This is a genomic window from endosymbiont GvMRE of Glomus versiforme (assembly GCF_003546845.1).
Genome location: NZ_NWVA01000006.1, coordinates 94,453 through 112,620, shown reverse-complemented (window position 1 = coordinate 112,620; position 18,168 = coordinate 94,453). Strand labels below are relative to the sequence as shown.

At 32.0% G+C, this 18,168-nt stretch carries 20 protein-coding genes; 8 read left to right on the top strand and 12 right to left on the bottom strand.

Annotation, left to right across the window (positions count from 1 at the left end):
- Positions 1-171: 171 nt before the first annotated feature.
- Genes GvMRE_RS10050 through GvMRE_RS10020 form a run of 7 tightly spaced genes read right to left on the bottom strand, consistent with a single transcriptional unit; the run spans position 172 to position 3,928 of the window.
- Positions 172-765, bottom strand: a complete 594-nt coding sequence (locus GvMRE_RS10050) for a hypothetical protein (RefSeq protein ID WP_147410114.1) — start codon at positions 763-765, stop codon at positions 172-174.
- A 37-nt stretch (positions 766-802) separates the two neighbouring features.
- The gene (locus GvMRE_RS10045) at positions 803-1,351 is read right to left on the bottom strand and encodes a tyrosine-type recombinase/integrase (protein ID WP_147410762.1); all 549 of its coding nucleotides are present in this window, start codon (positions 1,349-1,351) and stop codon (positions 803-805) included.
- Entirely contained in the window at positions 1,341-1,703 is a 363-nt protein-coding gene (locus GvMRE_RS10040; RefSeq protein ID WP_147411054.1) for a type II toxin-antitoxin system PemK/MazF family toxin, read from the bottom strand. Before GvMRE_RS10040 ends, GvMRE_RS10045 begins: the two co-directional genes overlap by 11 nt.
- Positions 1,696-1,953 (bottom strand): hypothetical protein, encoded by a 258-nt coding sequence (locus GvMRE_RS10035; protein ID WP_147411053.1) that lies wholly within the window; start codon positions 1,951-1,953, stop codon positions 1,696-1,698. Before GvMRE_RS10035 ends, GvMRE_RS10040 begins: the two co-directional genes overlap by 8 nt.
- Positions 1,954-1,964: 11 nt before the next feature.
- A complete protein-coding gene (locus GvMRE_RS10030; protein WP_147411052.1) occupies positions 1,965-2,360 on the bottom strand; it encodes a hypothetical protein in 396 nt (131 codons plus the stop codon).
- Between the two features lie 6 nt (positions 2,361-2,366).
- The gene (locus GvMRE_RS10025; protein ID WP_147411051.1) at positions 2,367-3,596 is read right to left on the bottom strand and encodes a leucine-rich repeat domain-containing protein; all 1,230 of its coding nucleotides are present in this window, start codon (positions 3,594-3,596) and stop codon (positions 2,367-2,369) included.
- A 41-nt stretch (positions 3,597-3,637) separates the two neighbouring features.
- Positions 3,638-3,928 carry a hypothetical protein gene (locus GvMRE_RS10020; protein ID WP_147411050.1) on the bottom strand — a complete coding sequence of 97 codons (291 nt, stop codon included), beginning with the start codon at positions 3,926-3,928 and terminating at the stop codon, positions 3,638-3,640.
- 139 nt (positions 3,929-4,067) lie between these two features.
- On the opposite strand from GvMRE_RS10020, the gene GvMRE_RS10015 reads away from it, so the two are divergent.
- The 5 genes from GvMRE_RS10015 to GvMRE_RS09995 are packed head-to-tail and all read left to right on the top strand — an operon-like array spanning position 4,068 to position 6,305.
- Positions 4,068-4,550, top strand: a complete 483-nt coding sequence (locus tag GvMRE_RS10015; protein ID WP_147411049.1) for a hypothetical protein — start codon at positions 4,068-4,070, stop codon at positions 4,548-4,550.
- Positions 4,551-4,598: 48 nt separating this feature from the next.
- A complete protein-coding gene (locus GvMRE_RS10010) occupies positions 4,599-5,207 on the top strand; it encodes a ParA family protein (protein ID WP_147411048.1) in 609 nt (202 codons plus the stop codon).
- On the top strand, positions 5,191-5,565 hold the full coding sequence (locus GvMRE_RS10005) for a hypothetical protein (RefSeq protein WP_147411047.1): 375 nt from the start codon (positions 5,191-5,193) through the stop codon (positions 5,563-5,565). Before GvMRE_RS10010 ends, GvMRE_RS10005 begins: the two co-directional genes overlap by 17 nt.
- A gap of 26 nt (positions 5,566-5,591) precedes the next feature.
- Positions 5,592-5,942 (top strand): helix-turn-helix domain-containing protein, encoded by a 351-nt coding sequence (locus tag GvMRE_RS10000; protein ID WP_147411046.1) that lies wholly within the window; start codon positions 5,592-5,594, stop codon positions 5,940-5,942.
- Entirely contained in the window at positions 5,943-6,305 is a 363-nt protein-coding gene (locus GvMRE_RS09995; protein WP_147411045.1) for a hypothetical protein, read from the top strand.
- A gap of 403 nt (positions 6,306-6,708) precedes the next feature.
- On the opposite strand, the gene GvMRE_RS09990 is transcribed toward GvMRE_RS09995, so the two are convergent.
- Positions 6,709-7,545 (bottom strand): bifunctional DNA primase/polymerase, encoded by an 837-nt coding sequence (locus GvMRE_RS09990; RefSeq protein ID WP_147411044.1) that lies wholly within the window; start codon positions 7,543-7,545, stop codon positions 6,709-6,711.
- A 307-nt stretch (positions 7,546-7,852) separates the two neighbouring features.
- On the opposite strand from GvMRE_RS09990, the gene GvMRE_RS09985 reads away from it, so the two are divergent.
- Positions 7,853-9,037, top strand: a complete 1,185-nt coding sequence (locus GvMRE_RS09985) for a hypothetical protein (RefSeq protein WP_147411043.1) — start codon at positions 7,853-7,855, stop codon at positions 9,035-9,037.
- An 891-nt stretch (positions 9,038-9,928) separates the two neighbouring features.
- On the opposite strand, the gene GvMRE_RS09980 is transcribed toward GvMRE_RS09985, so the two are convergent.
- The 4 genes from GvMRE_RS09980 to GvMRE_RS09965 form a co-directional block, all read right to left on the bottom strand.
- Positions 9,929-10,156, bottom strand: a complete 228-nt coding sequence (locus GvMRE_RS09980; protein WP_147411042.1) for a hypothetical protein — start codon at positions 10,154-10,156, stop codon at positions 9,929-9,931.
- Positions 10,141-11,343, bottom strand: coding sequence for a tyrosine-type recombinase/integrase (locus GvMRE_RS09975; RefSeq protein ID WP_147411041.1), 1,203 nt, complete (start codon positions 11,341-11,343; stop codon positions 10,141-10,143). Before GvMRE_RS09975 ends, GvMRE_RS09980 begins: the two co-directional genes overlap by 16 nt.
- A 170-nt stretch (positions 11,344-11,513) precedes the next feature.
- Positions 11,514-12,197 (bottom strand): leucine-rich repeat domain-containing protein, encoded by a 684-nt coding sequence (locus GvMRE_RS09970; RefSeq protein ID WP_147411040.1) that lies wholly within the window; start codon positions 12,195-12,197, stop codon positions 11,514-11,516.
- 84 nt (positions 12,198-12,281) lie between these two features.
- Positions 12,282-13,025, bottom strand: a complete 744-nt coding sequence (locus tag GvMRE_RS09965; protein ID WP_147411039.1) for a hypothetical protein — start codon at positions 13,023-13,025, stop codon at positions 12,282-12,284.
- A gap of 152 nt (positions 13,026-13,177) precedes the next feature.
- Here GvMRE_RS09965 and GvMRE_RS09960 point away from each other — a divergent pair, with 152 nt between their 5' ends.
- Entirely contained in the window at positions 13,178-14,578 is a 1,401-nt protein-coding gene (locus tag GvMRE_RS09960) for a GTPase (RefSeq protein WP_147411038.1), read from the top strand.
- A 2-nt stretch (positions 14,579-14,580) separates the two neighbouring features.
- The gene (locus GvMRE_RS09955) at positions 14,581-18,165 is read left to right on the top strand and encodes a protein kinase (RefSeq protein WP_147411037.1); all 3,585 of its coding nucleotides are present in this window, start codon (positions 14,581-14,583) and stop codon (positions 18,163-18,165) included.
- The last annotated feature ends 3 nt before the right edge of the window (positions 18,166-18,168 follow it).

Sequence of the window (18,168 nt, the reverse complement as noted above, 5' to 3'; positions counted from 1 at the left end):
TATTAATCTTAATCAAAGCGTTAATAAAGAAACAACTGAATTGGCTCCACCAGCAACAACAGTAAATAAAGAAAGAATTATTTTAATTAGTTTATTAGTGGTGAGTTTAGTAAGTATTGGGGGATTGCTGGCAAAAATCGCTAAAAGTAAAAGCAAAAATACTTAAAAAGACTAATTTAACCTCTCAATAACCTTAATTCTTTCCTCAACATCTTTCAGCAAATAATAGAGGTCAATTTTAGCTAAATCAACATAAATATTCTTTAAATGATTAAGAGCAGAATTACGGTCCAGAACTACTTGATTTTTAGCAAAATTGCTGACTAAAAACCTTAAATGTGGTTTCTCTGAACATTCTAAATAAACAGACAAAGGCTGGGAGTCAATACGAAAGGTTCAATTCTTTCCAGTCTCTTTTGCAAGCAAGCTAGTAAGTATTTGCACTTTTTCCGTAAGTTCTTTTTTTAACTTTTCCTGATTTTGGATAGTTTCTTTTTTGTTTGCTTTGCCAGCAGTTTCTACTCACGAGGTAACTTCTTCATTGTTATCTAAAAATTCTATGGCTTGGCAAGAGAATCCAAAACTAGTTTTTTTACATTTTAAAAAGCAGACTTTCTTTTCTGAGGAATAATCTTGCAAATATTTTTCCCCAAAAGAGCAGACAAACCTACCTTCTTTATTCTCTAAAGTGGCTTTGTAGAATTTCATGAATTGAACTTCGTGGTAAATTGGTTTGCTGATAAAGCGAGCTATTGTTTTTCACATGGTTTATTTAAGTTTTTGTTATAGTTGATTTTATCCATTAAATTGGCTTAAACTTTAATAAATTCTCTAAATTGCTCCCTTTCACGTACAAAGCGGTAGTTCTCACATTAGCATGTCCTAAAACTTTTTGGAGTACTGGCAAAGGCATGCCACCAATGGCATTATAAGTAGCAAAACACCTCCTTAAAGTATGGGGGGCAAACTCTACATTTTTCGGAATATTTAAACTCTCTTTTGCTTCCCTTAAAAACTCAAAAAAATTAAATCTATTAGTCTGATTTGGTTTTCAATTATGACTCTTCAAAACCTTAATAATCTCTGGAGCCACGTAAACGTATCTTTCTTTACTTCCCTTGCCTCTCAATAAATATAAACCCTTATATTCCAGGGCAGGATGTTCTAAATTGTAGTCAAAACTCAAAGCTTCACTGACTCTTAATCCTGCCTTTCAGCATAAAAGAAACAAGCAATAATGGATTCATTTTTTGCTTTCATGTCTTTTGTTTTTGCGATTAACTAAATAATCATGAACCTGGTTAAGTAATTGTTGACTAGGAAGTTGTTTTAGTGGCTTTTTAGTTTTCATTATTTTCCTCTAATTCACAAATAAGATGAAGCAATTGGCTTACTTCACTCATTATCTCAAGCGAAACTTCTCCTAATTTACCTCACTCTCATTTTATCCTTTTCTTACTAACTGAACGAATTTGTTCGGGTAGAATAGTTGATTTCTTGCCAGCAAAGTTTATTTCTAAGTGAAAAGGAACAAAAGGAACTGGTTTAGAAGTCATGGGAATAATGACTATTCTACTGTGAAAAGTATTTAGCCAATTGTTAGTAATTACAATGCAAGGTCTAATCTTTCTGATTTCAGTGCCAACTGTTTTTCCTAAATCTATTCAATAAACTTCTCGCCTTTTAACTGTTTTCTTACTCATCACCAATGCTATCTCACAACTCTACTTCTGCTTGATAGTTTTTATCTTTTTCGAGTGTCTGGCAAGCCTTCTTTCAATCTTCTTTGGTTAGTTTGCTCAAATCAACTTTTTTATATTCGGTAATTAACTCAGGTTTTTTGGGATTTTCCAACGTGATAAGTATTTCCTTTTCACTGAGTTTTTTTTCTTTCACTCGGTGCCTTAATTCTTGTAATAATTTTTCATTGTTTATTTTCTTTAACTCAGTCATATAAGTATATTTTACCTTTTAACTGATATAGCCAACATAATTGAACGATAATTATAAGCAAATGAGCAACTAATCTCTTTATAGTTAACAAAAGAGACCAAAATGTTTAAATTATCCAAAGTAATCTTATTCTGAAAAACTCCCAACCATTTCAATCTTTCAGGATTAGGCAGACTAGTTAAAAAGTTTAAACTGGTTAATTGATTATTATAAGCCTCAATTTTAGTAATGTTTTTGTTATTCTCTGAAAAAATTAGATTACTTATTTGATTAATCTCAATAACTAATTCTTCTAATTGAAGATATTCTCTTAAATCTAATGAGCCTGTTAAATTCCTTTTAGAAACATTGATTGCTTTGCTGTCTTTAGGGAAATTATTATTAATATATTCTTGAGCATTTACCATAATATTTTAATACTTCTTTGGAGCAGGAACTTCAATTCTTGCTTCATATTTTTCTTCATAGATATTCAAATCCACTAATTGTTTTTCTAACTGTCAAATTTCTTGATGTTTGTTAAGAAGAGCACACAATTCCTCCTTAGTTAGTTTTTTGTTTAAAATATTTTGAGCATTTTCGGACTGTTCTTTGGCAAAAGAATTGTCACTATTTCTACTGATTTCTTTTTGGGCCTTAAAAAAAGAATCTAGTCAGTCTTGGCTTTCTCCTAATTTATTTTTGGCTTGCTGAATTGATTCTTCTAAATCTGTCCTTTTGTTTCTTAAATAATTATCTACGAATTGCTGATAAGAAGAAAGAGTGTTTTGACATTGCTTTAATTCTTTTTGGTTATTTTCTAATTCGTTTTTTTTATTCTCTAATTGTTGTTGCAAATTGGTGCTTGTTCCTTTTTCTGCCTTTAAATTATTCTCTTCTTGGGTTAATTTCTGTTGAAGAGGTTTAACCTCTTTTTCTCTTATTTCCTGATAAAGTTTATAATATCTTTGTTGTCCTCTTCAAGCCGTAAGTGGGTCATTTTGCCCCTTAAAAGGATTTAACTGCTCTTCAATTTTAGGACAACCACTATAATCAAAACGTTCTAGTTTTAAACTCTGGGGTAAATATTCCAAGTCGCCAGTAATGTTGCTATTTCTTATGGAAAATCTTTTTAAGTTAGTTAATTCTCTTATGTTTATGAGAGAGCCACTGAACCTATCTATCATCAACACCTCTAATTTATTGAATTTAGAAAAACTAGATAAGGGAAATTGATATCCGTGTGATCCATAACTATAATTATTATTTTGCTTGGAAACATCATTTCTGAAATCCAAGTGAATTAACTTCCCGGGATTAAAAGAAGATAAAAAATTAATGTCCTGTAAACAATTAGCATTAGCAATAAGTTTTTCCAGATTATCGGCTTTTCCAGTTAGTTTTATTTGCTTAATTTTATTATAAGAACAATCCAAGCGTTCTAGTTTAGCCAAACTAATTTTATCAATTATTAACTCTTCAAGTTCGTTGTGGGAACAAATAAAAACTTGCAAGTTTTCAAATTCTTGTAGATTTAAAGTTTTGCTTTGTTTTTGGTAATCCATTGAATTTGAATTTCCTAAATCTTGATTACTAATATCTAGAACCGTGATTTCTTTTTTTTCTTCTTTAGTGATTAAACTAGGATTTTTTGTGCTGAACATAATACTTATTTTTCTATATTTATTATTTTAATATTTTTATATTATTTTTCATACGCCTTTGAATTTCTTTTAATAAGTCTTTCATATCTAGGCTTTACTTGGTTATCTTTATAACGACCACAATCGGCACAGATTAAGTGAAATTCAGGCATATTTTTTAGATATCAATACTTAATCTTTTTAATCGCGCATTCCTCGCAGAAACTCCCTTGAATGTTGGCTAATCAGCCGCTACCTTGGAGTTTTAGCACGGCCTCGTTTTTATGGCATTCTTGGCAAGAATAATCGTATTCAGCATTGGTTTTTTGGTAGGATTTAATTATTTTTTTCATACACTTCTACTAAAAATAAAACTTTATTTTGTGACACGCAGTGGTTCTCTTTAAATGAGAACAAAAATGTAATTAACCTGGCAAAAAACGCTGAATACGAGGAAAATTATTGCCGATGAAAGACAGTAAAAATGGTTATATGAACCAAACCGCTGCACCAGAATCAACTCCCGAAATTCAAGTTTGATTAGACAGAGTAAGAAGATACATTGATTTTCGCTATGCTAAATATTTGGATAAAGACCCAAAAACTAACGATTATCCAATGTGCCCTGATTATCATGCTTATGTAGCAGATAAAGAAAAAATTCTCAGTAAATTAGAAATAAAATTAAGAGGTGCATATTATCACTTCAAACAATCTAATAACAAAGAGGCTTCTTTTTTAAAAACTGCTATTGTGGAAAATTCTAACTCTAACAATTGAAGAGACTACAAAAATAAACAAAGAGAAAAAAACAAAACTATTACTAGCGATGTAGTGCTAGATGTCCGAGTATTAGAGTTTTTAGAAAAAACCGTAGACGACTTTATAAGTGTTTATGATGATATTGAAAAAGTTTTAGATAAGCATTTTTATTCTTTACCAGAGCCCTTGAATTGAGAAAGTTTGGAAGATTAAAACAATTATTAGTAAAGTTATCTATCATTAAAACTATAACTATATAACATGTCTCGTCTCGTCATGCCCCTAACTAAAATAGTAATCACCGGTAATAAAGGTGGCACAGGTAAAACTACCATTGCCGCTTTACTAGCCGAGTATTTAAATCACCAAAACAAAAAAGTCCAATTAATTGATACTGACCCTAACCAAGCCCTCCAAGCCTGGGTTAATAACTGCTTACAAGAAAAACGTCCCGTCTCGTCTCCCCCGCCAGTAGATTATCAAATCACCGATACGGCAGGAGTAAGCGGTGGCTATTTAACTCATATCAAGCAAGCCAACATAATATTAGTTCCATTTGTTCCTCATTATGTTGATTTACAAGTAATTATTCCGTGATTTCAATCTTTACCAAAAGAGCAACAGAATAAAGTTTACTTTCTCCCTAATCGCTACCAAAAAACCAAAGAACAAAGAGAAGGCTTAAATCAATTAAACGAGACGAGACGAGACATGAAAGCAGGAACAGTATTGTCTCCTCTATCCCAGCGCCCTGCTTTGTATGGCTCCCTTTTAAATGGCAGTCCAGCAAACTTTTTTAGCCAAAAAGAAAGCCCACAAGCCCAAGAAGTTTTTCAGCAATTATTTAAACACTATGAGAAAAATCACTAAACGAATCAACGCTGAGGAAGTAAAACAACTTAACCGTAGCATGCGGATTACTTTTGCTTTGAACGCTCATTTGTGTCAGCAAGCGGAAAATATGCTTAAATCGCAATTAAGCCAGCAAAATTACACTTATCGCTCTCTATCAGAACTAATTCGGCAAAGTTTACAGGCTTATCAGCAAGGAGAAATAGACCTTAACCTTACTGAAAGAGATAAATCTGCCCCTAAAAGAGAAATCACTGTGCGGTTTTCTTTAAATCCTAGCTTACTGAACTTTTATTATTCTTTACCGGAAGGCCAAAGAACCGCCATTATTGAGGAGAGTTTGCGGGTTTATTTGGAAAGGTTGGGAAACATTTAAAAATTAATCTCTGTAAAAATCTTCATATGGTAAACAAAAATAAATCTATCAAGCAAAGTCAATATTCCGACCCCGAATTCAAAGAATATTTAAACCAACTTGCTAGTCCTAACTACCAAGGAGGTTCTTGGGTTTTACCTGATAATCCTACTCCTCTTGAAAAAAGCAAACACGAAATTTGCCGGGAAATCTTAATTTATCAGCGTAAACATAAACTAACTGACAAGGAAACAGCCGAACAAATGGAATTAACTTTACCCGAAACCGAGGACATTTTACATTATCGTTTTAATTGCTTCACTCTGGACCGCTTAATAACCTACGCTAATAAATTATTTAAAACTGAACCCTTGAAAATAGGAATAACCAAAGCATAAATGGCAAAAGCAAAGTGATTTAAACTAATTGATAAAGAATACAGCCAAATTGACCAAGAATGACAATGAACTTACTCACTTTTAATTCCCATTATTTTCAATGAACAAATAATTCACAAAATCACTATTACTGACCACTGAAAACAGGAGCATAGTGATGTTATGTCTAACAAAAAGATACTAGAAATAACGCACAAACTAAACGGAGAGATAATGAAACCTGAACCCAAGAAAAAACCAACTTGACCGGATGTTTTTGTTCCCAAGGGCATTGAATACCAAGACAAGAAGCACCTCCTCGTTTTCTGATTTGAAAGAAACAGTTCTGACTGACTTTGGATTAGAGATTGTTATCCTGATTAGAGCATCCAAATTCAGTGCTTTTTTCCCCCTTCTCACTCACCCTTTTTGATTATACACCAATCCTCTAACTCTCTCACTTTCCCAACTCTAACCATGGTGTATAATCATTTTCAGTAAGAAGTATTTGGCGACTTAAAACAACAAATCCATGATATCTACTCTTAAAAATATATATAAGATAGCGATATCTTGGAAGTTTCCATGCCTGACTTTTAGGTATTGTCAGGAACCCCTAGGGCTTTTTTTCATTAGCCCCAGCAAAGGCTTTGTCTCCTTTGCTGCTCTCCTGAGTTGGATTTCTCCAAACAGGCTTCCAATTTGTCGCTTTCTTTAACAGTTTGGACGGGATAGTTAGTAAAATAACTTCCCCAAAGTAAATAATTACAAAAAAAGCGTTCTGCTCCTAGTAATTAGTTATTTTGGAAAGGTTATTTAATTCCCTAATTGGTGGTTCCCGGGAGGGAATAAAAGCAGTTTCTTTAAATAATGGCTGATAATCAAGCATTTTTTCAATGATTTTTGCGTGAGAAAAATGTTCGCTCATGGTTTTTACTTCAATCTGTCAATCACGCTTCAATAATTCAATAACTTCTTGCGGTGATTTGAAAATATGATTATTCTTTAAAAAGAAAGAACCTGCTCCTTTTACTCGGTAAGGTTTGCCGTTGGGGTGAAAACTACCGATACCCATGATGCCGCCTGAAATTTTAAAATCTAAAATAGGTTGACCTTGAAAATAACCTTTACCAGTTTTTAAGTCACAATTATCTTCATAAAGAAAAAGCAGTTTAATTTTGCCATTGTCCGCACTAATATAACAGCATCAATATTTAGTGGGAATTTTAGTTCAGCCTTTTTCGTCTATGTCAATACAACCAATACGGACACCTTTATAACTACCATCTTTGTTTAAGAGAGTGAAATAATTATGTCCTTGGGCTAATAGTTGGGGAATTTTAGCTTTTCATCACCAATTAGGTTTATTTCAGCCTTGGATAATGGGATGCTTGATTTTTAAACGAGGCACGGGAACTACTAGGTGATGCTTATCTAAACAATTAATAAATTTTTGTTCTCTTTGAATTAGGAAAAAAGAGCGTTGTTTAGGAGACTTTTGAGCTTTTAATTTAGTTCGGTATTTTTGATTAGCTAAAAGATATTTTTGTTTATTTTTTTTATAATAATTTGGTTTATGTTTGCCGTGTTTTGATTTTTTGTTATTTTGATAGTTAGTATTCATGGAATTTCGCTCAATAGTTATCTACTTAGCAACCCAGCCCAGACAGTTGAGGAAATTCCAAATCCGACTAGACTGGGACTAGGTTGCTAAATAAACAACTATATTTATATTTTAAAAGTTCTCACCAATTTTTTAGCAAAAATCTCTCCATTTTTAAAACCAAAATCACACAAAATTCACCTTAAATTTTCCTCTCTTTCGCGCGCGCATATTCATTATTTAAAAAAAAACTAAAAAAGAAAAATTTATAAATTTGGTTCACCAAATTATTATAAAAATTTTTTTTTACTATAAAAATATATATGTTATGAAAAACACATTACAAAATTGATATAATAATGGAAATATTAATTATTATGAAAAACAAAGACTAAATACCATGGGAGTAAATGATTATGATTATCATAACCTCCAAGATTTAAAAAAAATGTTAGAATGCGAGGAAGTAGCCAAAAGGCGATTATATATCCCAGGTAAAGTTCGCCAAATTAACTTTTTCTCCACTTGGTTTAATAATAATTGTGCCATAGTTATTAGTGGGGAATATAATAACTATGATTTAAGATTAATTATTCATGAACCTAGGCAAGGAGCAATGCCGGAAGTTTTAGAAGACAGATTAATTATTACTTCACCAAGTTATGGTGAAATGCAAACGAGAGATAGCAGTTTAGAACGTGGGTTAAGGTATGGCGAAAACCCTATTTTAGAAGTACATGATGGAATTATTGATGCTTTTGAACATGCTTATAGATGTGTTTCTCTAGATGAATTGCCTCTGATAAAAGTAACAAACCTAACAACTGCTTCAAATCCTGATACTCAATTAAAACCTTTTGATATTGTGAAGAGACCGCTTCAATTTGGTGTTGGACATCATTCAGCTATCTATTTAGGTAATGAGAAAGTGGCTCATGTTTATGCACCAGTTGCTTCTGGCGGTGTTGCTTTGGCTTTCTCAATAGGTAGCAGTTCAGGTGGTTCATCTTCAGGCAGTTATTCAGCTTCTCGTTATGCATTTGATGCTCAAGGAGTTCATATTGGTAGTTGAACAGATTTTTTGGCGAACACTGGAGGAACAGTGGAACGCTATCATCCAATAATACCTTATAAAAAAGAAGATACAATAATTGAACATATTGCCCGTGGAGTTTCTAGTAAAGAATATAAGGAAGGACAATATAGTTTAACTGGAATATTTCAAGGATTTAAGCCCAACGAAGGCAACTGTCAACACTTTTCTAATCGTTGTGTGCTTGGTTTAAACTTTTCTGAGCAAGCGACAAAGTTCAAGAAAAAAATTCCTTTGAGAGAAGAAATTAGAGATGTTAATGAAAATTTCAGCAATTTAACTATTAGAAGTTATGGTGAACTGGGTAGCAATAGGCAGCAAGTAAATAATGCAGTTCAATCATGAAGGAATAATTATCAAGGACAACAATTTGAGGCTAAAATTGAAGTAAAACCTAATCCTCCTTGTAAGATACAATAATTTAGATTTTGTTTTGAATAAATTTTTTAGTTTTTAATTGTGTTCTTACTTTCCCATTTCTCCTAGTTTTAGCAATTAAGTTTTTCTTCCCGCTTAATAAGTTAAGAGTGAAATTAGCTTCCAATAAATTGACTAAGCAAGCAAAGTTAGTTTTTTTTATTTGTCCTTTATTTACGACTCTGCTGGTTTTTTTTATATTTTTGCCCGCAACAAAGTTTAATTACTCTTGAGCAACAGGATTATTACTTATTGCTTTGTGAGTTATCTTTTTGGTTCTGATTATCGTTTTTGCTAAGTATTTTTTTAGAAACTTAAATAGATTATTTTTTTCTGGCGAAGAGGTTAAACAGGTTTTTCAAGACAAAAGTTACTTTTTTCAGAAACACAGATTTAATTTACTTGGAATTAAAAGACAACATATAAAACAAATAAACGGATTTTGAGAAATAAAGGGTTGCTTGAAATTGATTGACGAAAAAAAAGTGCTAGTAGTGAATTTTACTAGTAAAGTTTCTTCTTCTCAAGTTATTTATTTACAAAATAGGTCTTTTAGTTTACCTAGTCTTAATTTGTGAGATTATTTTTTAGCAATTGCTTTTGCTTGGGCAATAATGATTGTTTTTTTTTTTATTTATTTTTGGTTAGGATTATCGTTAATGTTTTGTTAATAAGTTTTTACAAAAGATCAAAAACAATCTCCTGCTCTAAAAATCGTTATTTTTTATAAATGTTTTCTGCCGATAGCAAAAATTAACATTTTTTAGTTAAAAATAAAACCTTCCTTCCTCTTAAAAAAAGAAAAAATGCTTTGTTTTTAAAAAGTATAGGGGAAGGAAAAGAATGCTTATAAAATGCTTTACTTTTTATTGTATAAAGATTGCTTAAATGCTTTTATTTACTTTTCCTTGTTTGGTATCACTTGTTTTCTGCTTGTTTTTCGGCTTCACTATGAGGAAATTGCCATCAAGCACAGCCACAGCAAAAAAAAGTGGGCTGTGACTGATAAGCGATTAAATAAAATGGGTTGTTTTCTACCCCGCAAAAAGCACATTTTCCTTTGCTAACCGAGAGCAGGTTTTTTAAGTTTTGGCAATAAAAGCAGGTTAAGGTTTTTTTCATGGCGGTGGGTGGATTATTTTGGCTTGGAATTGATTTTGTTGCTCTAATTGTTGATAATAATTGAGTTTCTGCCAGTGCTGGAATTGTTTGGCGGCTTTTTTGATTTCAGTTAATAAGTGAGTTAGTTGTTTTTGGGTGGTTTCTCTGTCTTTTAGGGCTTGTTGATAGGAATTTTGGAGCTTGGCGATAGTTTGTTCGTTGATCTGATTTTTTTGCGTTAGATTAGCATTGATTTCTTGGAGAGATTGATTGTTTGCTTTTTCAGTTTGGAGTTGTTGGCGGAGATTACTATTGATTTGTCTTTCTTGGCTTAAATGGGCTTCGGCTGTGTTTCTTTTTTCTCTTTCATTGGTTAAATCTTGGGTTAGTTGGCTAATGGTTTGTTGGGCTTGGGCTTTTTCTTGGACTAAAATAGTGTTTTGGTGGGCTAGTTCTGATAAATCATGCTGTAAATCGTTGTTTTCAGTTTTTAAGTCATTATTCTCACTTTGGATTTGGTTTAATTGGTTTTCTAGTTGGTGAATTTTGGTTAAAGGCTCTGTTTGGGTTGGGCTGAATGGTGGTAAATTTGGCATAAATGGTGCGGGTAATTCCTCTAAATTTACTTTAATAGGTTCCTCTGGCTCAGGTTGGGAATTTTTGGGTTTCTCTAATCAATGCCTACTTGCTAGAATGCTGTCGGTGTCGTCGTTTCCGTCGTCTTCGGCATAAATATTCATCCAATATAAAGCGGTAGTTCTAATGCTTTGGTGACCTAAAAGTTTTTGGAGTAATGGTAAAGGTAATCCTGCTTCGGCATGGTGGGTGGCAAAACTTCTCCTTAAAGTATGGGGAGTTAGTTCAGTATTAGCAGGCAAGTTTGCTTTCCTTTTGATTTTCTTTAAAAAATGATAAAAATTAAAGCGATTAGTGGAATTTGGCTTTCAGTTACTTTTTTTTAACTCATTTATAACTTTTTTGGGAACATAAACACAACGATTTTTCTTGCCTTTGGTTTTGATTCTATATAAGCCTTTTTGCGTTTTATTTGATAAGTCAAAATTCACTGCTTCACTAACTCTTAAACCTGCTTTTTGGCACAAAAGATAGCAACAATAATGTTCTTTACGTTTAAATTCTCCGTGTTGATTTGGGATAGTTTGGATTTTACTACCAACTTTTTCTAAAACTTGTAAATTAGGAAGCATATATTTAAAAATAAAAATATAGCCTCCTAGGCGATAATTATTTAATCATTTTTTTTCAGTTAGCAAACGCTTTTACAAACTCTCACTAACTCTTGTTAAACCCTTGACCCGTAGAGATGGGCGTAGCCCTTACAGAATGGTTTTTTGGTTAAAAGATTATAAATAATATTTTACTCCGTCATGGAATTTGCGGCGACTTTTTTTCTTTTCCCTAGTCAGTAACCAATTCCTAAAATTGCCAGACCGAAAAGAATTAAGCCGCCAACTAGCAAGTAAATGCTATTATTCGGACTTTTGCTGTTATTTTGGCTATTATTTGGTGCTGATTTTCTGATTTCTGCTTTTTGCGGCTGACTAACTATTTCTTGCAAGTAAGACATATGAGCTTGGGTTTGTTGATTAGTATTGCCTCTGCCAACTAATTCTTTGGCATGAACCAATAAATCCATTAGCACAGTTCCTTTTCAGCAGTTAAGTTGGATTTGTTTGGTTTTAATGCTTTCAATGATTTTGCTAAACTGTTCGCTAGTTAGATTATTCAGGTTTTTCGCACTAGCCGGATTTTTGCTGATATTAATACGTTTTAGGTTGGGAAAATCAGTAAATAACTTGGCAAAATCTATTTCTTGGATTTGGTTGCCAAAAAGATTAAGGCTTTGTAGTTTTTCCTTATTCGGTAAACTATTTAAGAAATCCAGGTTCTCAAACTGATTATTGGCAGCATTAAAGTGTTGGAGGGTGGTGAATTCACTTAAATCTGCGTTTCCTGCTAGGTCTCTATTGCTGATATCTAGGTAATAAATGCGTCCTTTGCGGGTGATTTGGTTTATATGTTGTTGAGCGTCATTATTCATATAGGAATTTTAACTAAATTTAAAATCACCCCTGGCTAAATAAGACCTAAAATTGACGGCTTTGTTGATGGTAATAAGTATCCATTATTCAAATAAATAGGATGGTATTTCAAAATTATGACCTACACCACGAGAGGTATATTCATTTCAACAATACCTTACTATATCCTTTTCATCAGGACTTAACATAAGAGAACCATCACTTTCACAACCATTTTGATTTATTGAATTCAATGTCCCGCTGTTAAATCTTAATGATGGTTCTCTATTTGGCATTCAAGCAAAACCACCAGCACAAAGTTTATATCTATCATCTTGATTTCCCATATTAAATCCTAATGCTTTATGGATAAGATAACCATGAACACCACCAGGATGATTAAAAGCTTCAGGCGGTCAAATATTAGTATTCTTTATAATTACATAGAAACTCCTGCCACGACGACCAGCAGTATCACCGCCTGAATTCATTCAAACAAATTCTCCATCAACAGCATAAATAATCGCCCCAGCATAGTTATTACCAGGAGCATATATGTCGCTATCATGGGAAATTCTACCAGTAACGGCATTCACTCCTAATCCATCTTTAATTCTTCTACAAAAATCTCTAAAATTTCTTTTTCCTGGTCCGTAAATTGCTGGTTCGCTGATGTCAGTCATCATTCTTGGGCTTACATAATTACTGCCACTATAATTGATTATTTTTTTTCTAGCGGCTACTGATAAGTTTGATTGCTTAACTGGTTGCCGCCAATTATTTAGCATAATTCGTGTTTCTGTTTTGGGAATAGTTGGCTGAACTTTAAATTGGTTTTCTTTTATCATAATAGTTGTTTTTAGTATAAAAAAATAAAAAGCGTGTACAAGATATTTACACGCATATGAGAAGACTTGAATTTAACCATGGTTTTTTTACCTATAAGTATATTTTATGGTATACCAAAAAAATCTATATATAGACTTAAAAAATAAGTATTATGGTAAATGCTCAAAAATGATTAGATGAAGAATATCCAATCCAAAGAAGAAGTGAAATAACTGAACTAGATATCAGTAAAGGAAAAGTTAAAAGATGACCTAATCACGAAAGAACTCTCAAAGGAGATTTAAAATTAGAGGGGTTTACTAATTTGCAGAATTTAAATTGTTCTGGACACGAATTAACTAGCCTAGATTTAGGTGAATGTCGATTTCTTACAGAACTAGATTGCCAGAACAACAAACTCAACATTTTGAATATTAACGGATGCCATTATCTTGACAGAGTTGATTGTTCAAGCAATAATTTAAGAGATTTGGATCCCAGTAACTGTACTAAACTCAAAGAAATTAATTGTGGTTCCAATAATTATTTAGAAGAAGTAAATATAAGCAGTTGTTCAGAACTTACTAAAATAGGTTTTGGATTTACCTATAATAATGAAAAAAATAAATTAGTGCAAGTTTCACAAGTAATTCTTGCACAAGACGATGACATTAGAAATATATTAATAGTTGGAATGACTGGCAATGGTAAGTCAACATTAGCCAATGTTTTGACCGATACTAATCAATTCAGAGCAGAAGGCTTTAGCACTAGTATAACCGAAATCTTTAAAAAGAGCGAAATTTTTGAGTGACAAGGTAAAAAATATTGCGTAATTGATAATATTGGGTTTGGTGACACTAGTGATTTGTCTAAGGAAGATTTATTATATAGAATAGGTCAAGGCATCTATTCAGCAAGACAAGGTATAAATCAAATTCTTTTTGTTTTCAAAGGAAGATTTTCTGACAAGCAAATAATAGCCTTTAATCTGTTTAAAGACTTTGTCTCGGAAAGTGGTATTACTAAATTTACTACTATTATTCGAACAAAGTTTGAAAATTTTAAAGAGCCGCAAGAATGTATAAGAGACTGACAAAATATGCTCACTCAAAATAGAGAACTCAATGAGATAATTAACTCATGTAAGAGTATCATACATGTGAATAATCCACCTATTCCTATAATAGAAGAAGATGACGATGAGGAAATGAAAGAAGAACTTGAGCAAGAAATAATTGCAAATGAAGTTGACAGAAAAGATTCGAGAAAAATAGTGTTAGATTACCTAGCAGGAAATTGCCAAGAAATTTACAAATTGAAGAACTGAGATTGTGTTTATAAAAGAGTTAGCAGTTATATGGAGCAGATAGGCGAAGAAGAGAAAAAGTTGTTGGAATCTAATGATGATGAAGAAAAGAATAGATTAAAAAGCCAAATAGAAGATAAAAAAGAAAAAATTGCTAAAGAGGTAAATGCCGAACTAACTGCAGAGATTTCTTTTCTTCCTAAGTTAATTGCAAGAGTAGAAGTTAAAGATATTAACATGCCATGAAAGAAAGGCAATAAATAATCATGACTAAAACAATAATACTGATTGGAAAAACTGGTAGTGGCAAATCTACCTTAGCCAATGTAATCAGTGGAACCAATAAATTTAAAGAAAGCGGATCAAGCATTAGTGCAACAAAGGAAATCCAAAGTGAAGAATTTACAGAGGGAAATGTAAATCATGCAATAATTGATACGGTTGGGATTGGAGACACAAAATTGACTAGGAATGAAGTATTGGACAAAATCGCTGAAGCAGTTTATTTAGCCAGAGATGGCGTGAGCCAAGTTCTCTTTGTTATTGATGGCAGATTTGATCAAAATGAAATGTCTATTTATAATTTGCTGAAAACAATCATTTTTGATAAAAATATTACTGACTATACCACAATAACTCGTACTAATTTTGACAATTTCAGAAGAAGTAAAATGTGTAAAAATGACGTTAGCTTGATGGTTGAAAAAGGTAGTGAACTAGCAAAAATAATTGAATCCTGTCAGAGAAGGGTTATTCATATAGATAATCCCTCATTAGAAGTTAAGGACGCTGGCAAGTTGGACAGAAACAAAAACAAAAGAAGCAAATCTAGAGAAATATTATTTGAACATTTGAATAAAGTTTGTCAAGAAGTTCCTTATAAACCTCCAAAATTGCAGTCTCTAAGTGAAGCAATTGTCACTTATATGGAAGAAAAAATTAGGAAGAGAAAAAAACTGGAAGAAAAAGAGAAAAATTTAGGATTGGAAGAAATTTATGAAGAAAAAAAAGTAATTAGCAATCCAGATATTACAACAGTTGCAAGTAGCAAAAATGATAATTTCAGAAAAGAAAATAATAAAAATGAGATGATTGTTGAAAAATTAAAAAAGCAAACAGATAGCAGACGAGGGTCTGAAAATAATGATGAAAAGGAGATTATAGAACAAAAGATCACGAAGTTAGAAGAAGAAATAAAGGAGTTGAAGGATGTAAAAAAATTAAAAGAAGAAATTCAAAAGATAGAAGAGTCTGTTCGGAAGATAGTATGTGAACATATACTCAATAATTATGATAATATTAGTAATATACCAGAAGGAGAGACTCTTATTAATATTATTGCCGGAAATAATGTCAGCTCTTCTCTTCCTAAGCAAGACTTTAGCAAACTACTTGAAGAATGTGCAGAATTAAAAAAAGAATGTCAAAAACGAGGGGGCGATGACCATTCGCTGGATCAAATCGAAAGCAAAATAAAACAAAAAGAACAAGAATTACTTGAATTAAAAAGGCAACTGTTAAATTATTATGATCTGAGTGGTCTTAATCATCCATTAGGCTCATATCTCACTCTTTCTTTAACTATCCAAAAAGTAGAATGAGAAGACAGAGATTGAGGAAAAGTTCTCAAAATAACTTTTGCTGAGAATATTAAATTTAGTAATAGTGTTTTAAATAATTTACATTTTTCTCGTTTTGCGGAGAACGCTGAAAATCAATATCTTCCTGAAGCAGAAGCTTTTTTTTATTTTATCAGTAAATTAGGTCAAAGAGTGCAAATTCCTCTTCAGCGTACTCATTTAGATGAACAAGGCTTTATTTACTGAGTGTTGAGTGATGAAGTTATGGAGGAAATCAAAAGTGAAAAAGAAAAATGATATGGTTCGGGCTACAGTGATGTTACTGACTATTCTCAAGAAAATAAATTATTAGTTGAAAAATGAAGGGATAAAAGTTTTACCCTTGAACAAGCCCAGAAATGAATAAATGCTGGTGCTAAAATAGATGACGCTAAATTTGTCAACTGACTAAAAAATACCAAAAACTATGAACCAGAATGAATTACCAATTACAAAGAAGACTATCAAATACTAAATGAAAGATTCAAAAAATATGGCTTATGTTCAGAATGCAATCAAATTAATGCTGGGAAAGATTGATGCAAAGCTTGCAACTCTACTGGTAATCAAGATATTGACCAATTTATTGAAAGATATCAATTAAATGCCAAGAATTTAAAAGAAACAGTAGACTGAGTTCCCTACGAGAATTTCACTAATATTGAATTCTTAGCCCAAGGAGGCTTTGCCAAAGTTTATAAAGCCAAATGAGACAATAAATGAATTGTTTTGAAGCACCTTAACGAATCTAAAGATATCAAAAAAGATTTCTTGCAAGAAATTGCTAACCACAAAAAATTTCCTAATTCTAATCGAATTGTTCGTTGTCATGGTATCTCCCAAGACCCTAAAACCAAAGATTACTTAATGGTCATGGACTATATAAAAGATGGTGATTTAAGAAAGTTTTTAAAGAATAATCAGTTAAGTTTTCCAGAAAGATTAGACCAGTTACGAAGAATAGCTGATGGATTAAAAGATATTCACAAAGAAGGATTACTCCATCGAGATTTTCATACTGGCAATATACTTAATAGAAATGATAGTATTAAAAGCAGAAATGTTAATGATGTTAAATGTTATATCACCGATTTAGGCTTATGTCGACCAGCAAGTGAAGCAGATCAACAAAAAACCTATGGAGTGCTACCTTATATGGCTCCTGAGTATCTTCGTAATAAACAATATACTCAAGCAGCAGATATTTACTCTTTTGGAATTATGGCTTATGAAGTATTAACCGGATTGCCTCCTTATCCTAATGTAGCTCATGATGTCCACCTTTCTTTTAAAATATGTGATGGTTTGCGACCAAAGTTTAATGTTAGGATACCTCAACTTTTATATGAATTGATTAGTAGTTGTTGAGATGCTAATCCTGAAAAGAGACCTAAAATTGGTGAAGTATACAAAAAACTACAAGCATGAAAAAATGAAATCAAAAACAAAGAAAATACTGAGTTCTATCGCCAATATAAAGAAAAAGAACAATTTCTTAATAATCAAACAACTTTAGATTATCAAATTCATCCTAGTGCAGTTTATACTAGTCGCTTATTAGACTTTAAGAATTTACCTGAACCACGAAATAGCAAGGAGATTAATGATTTGTATTATAGTTCTAGTTTAGGTTCTGTGGCTACTTTTGTAACTACCAATGAGTTTTCGAATAATTTAGATAGTTTTGATATTAATCAGTCAAGAACTTCAGAAATTTATTTTACTGCATCTTCTAAAAATTCAGAATTTGATGTTATGCAAGAAGACCAAATCTTAGCCAATCAAGCTAAAAGACAACTTTCTCTTGATACTCAAATTAAAGTTAATCAAGGAGAAAGTAAATTTCCAAGAATTGTTGAAGGACAACCTTATCAAACAGAACCAATGGATATTAGTCAGACAACAACAAGCCAAAATTGACAAAACATTCATCCTTTTTTCGTTTCCAACTTAATCCAAGCTTGGCAAAACCATAATTTTACTTACGAACAAACTAGAGATTGAATCAATATCCATACTCCTAATGACCAAGTCCAAGCTATCCAAGAACCTGAGTTTTATGCTTATTTAAGAGATGAATTACAGTTAGTTCCCGAACAAGTTTTAAATGATAATAGTATTAGATTAGAAGACTTAAGGAAACAGTTTAGGGAATATCAACAAAGTCAATTACATGCTCAAATTATTCAAACTAATCCTCATCCATTTTCCAATCAAGGAGGAAATAACTAATGC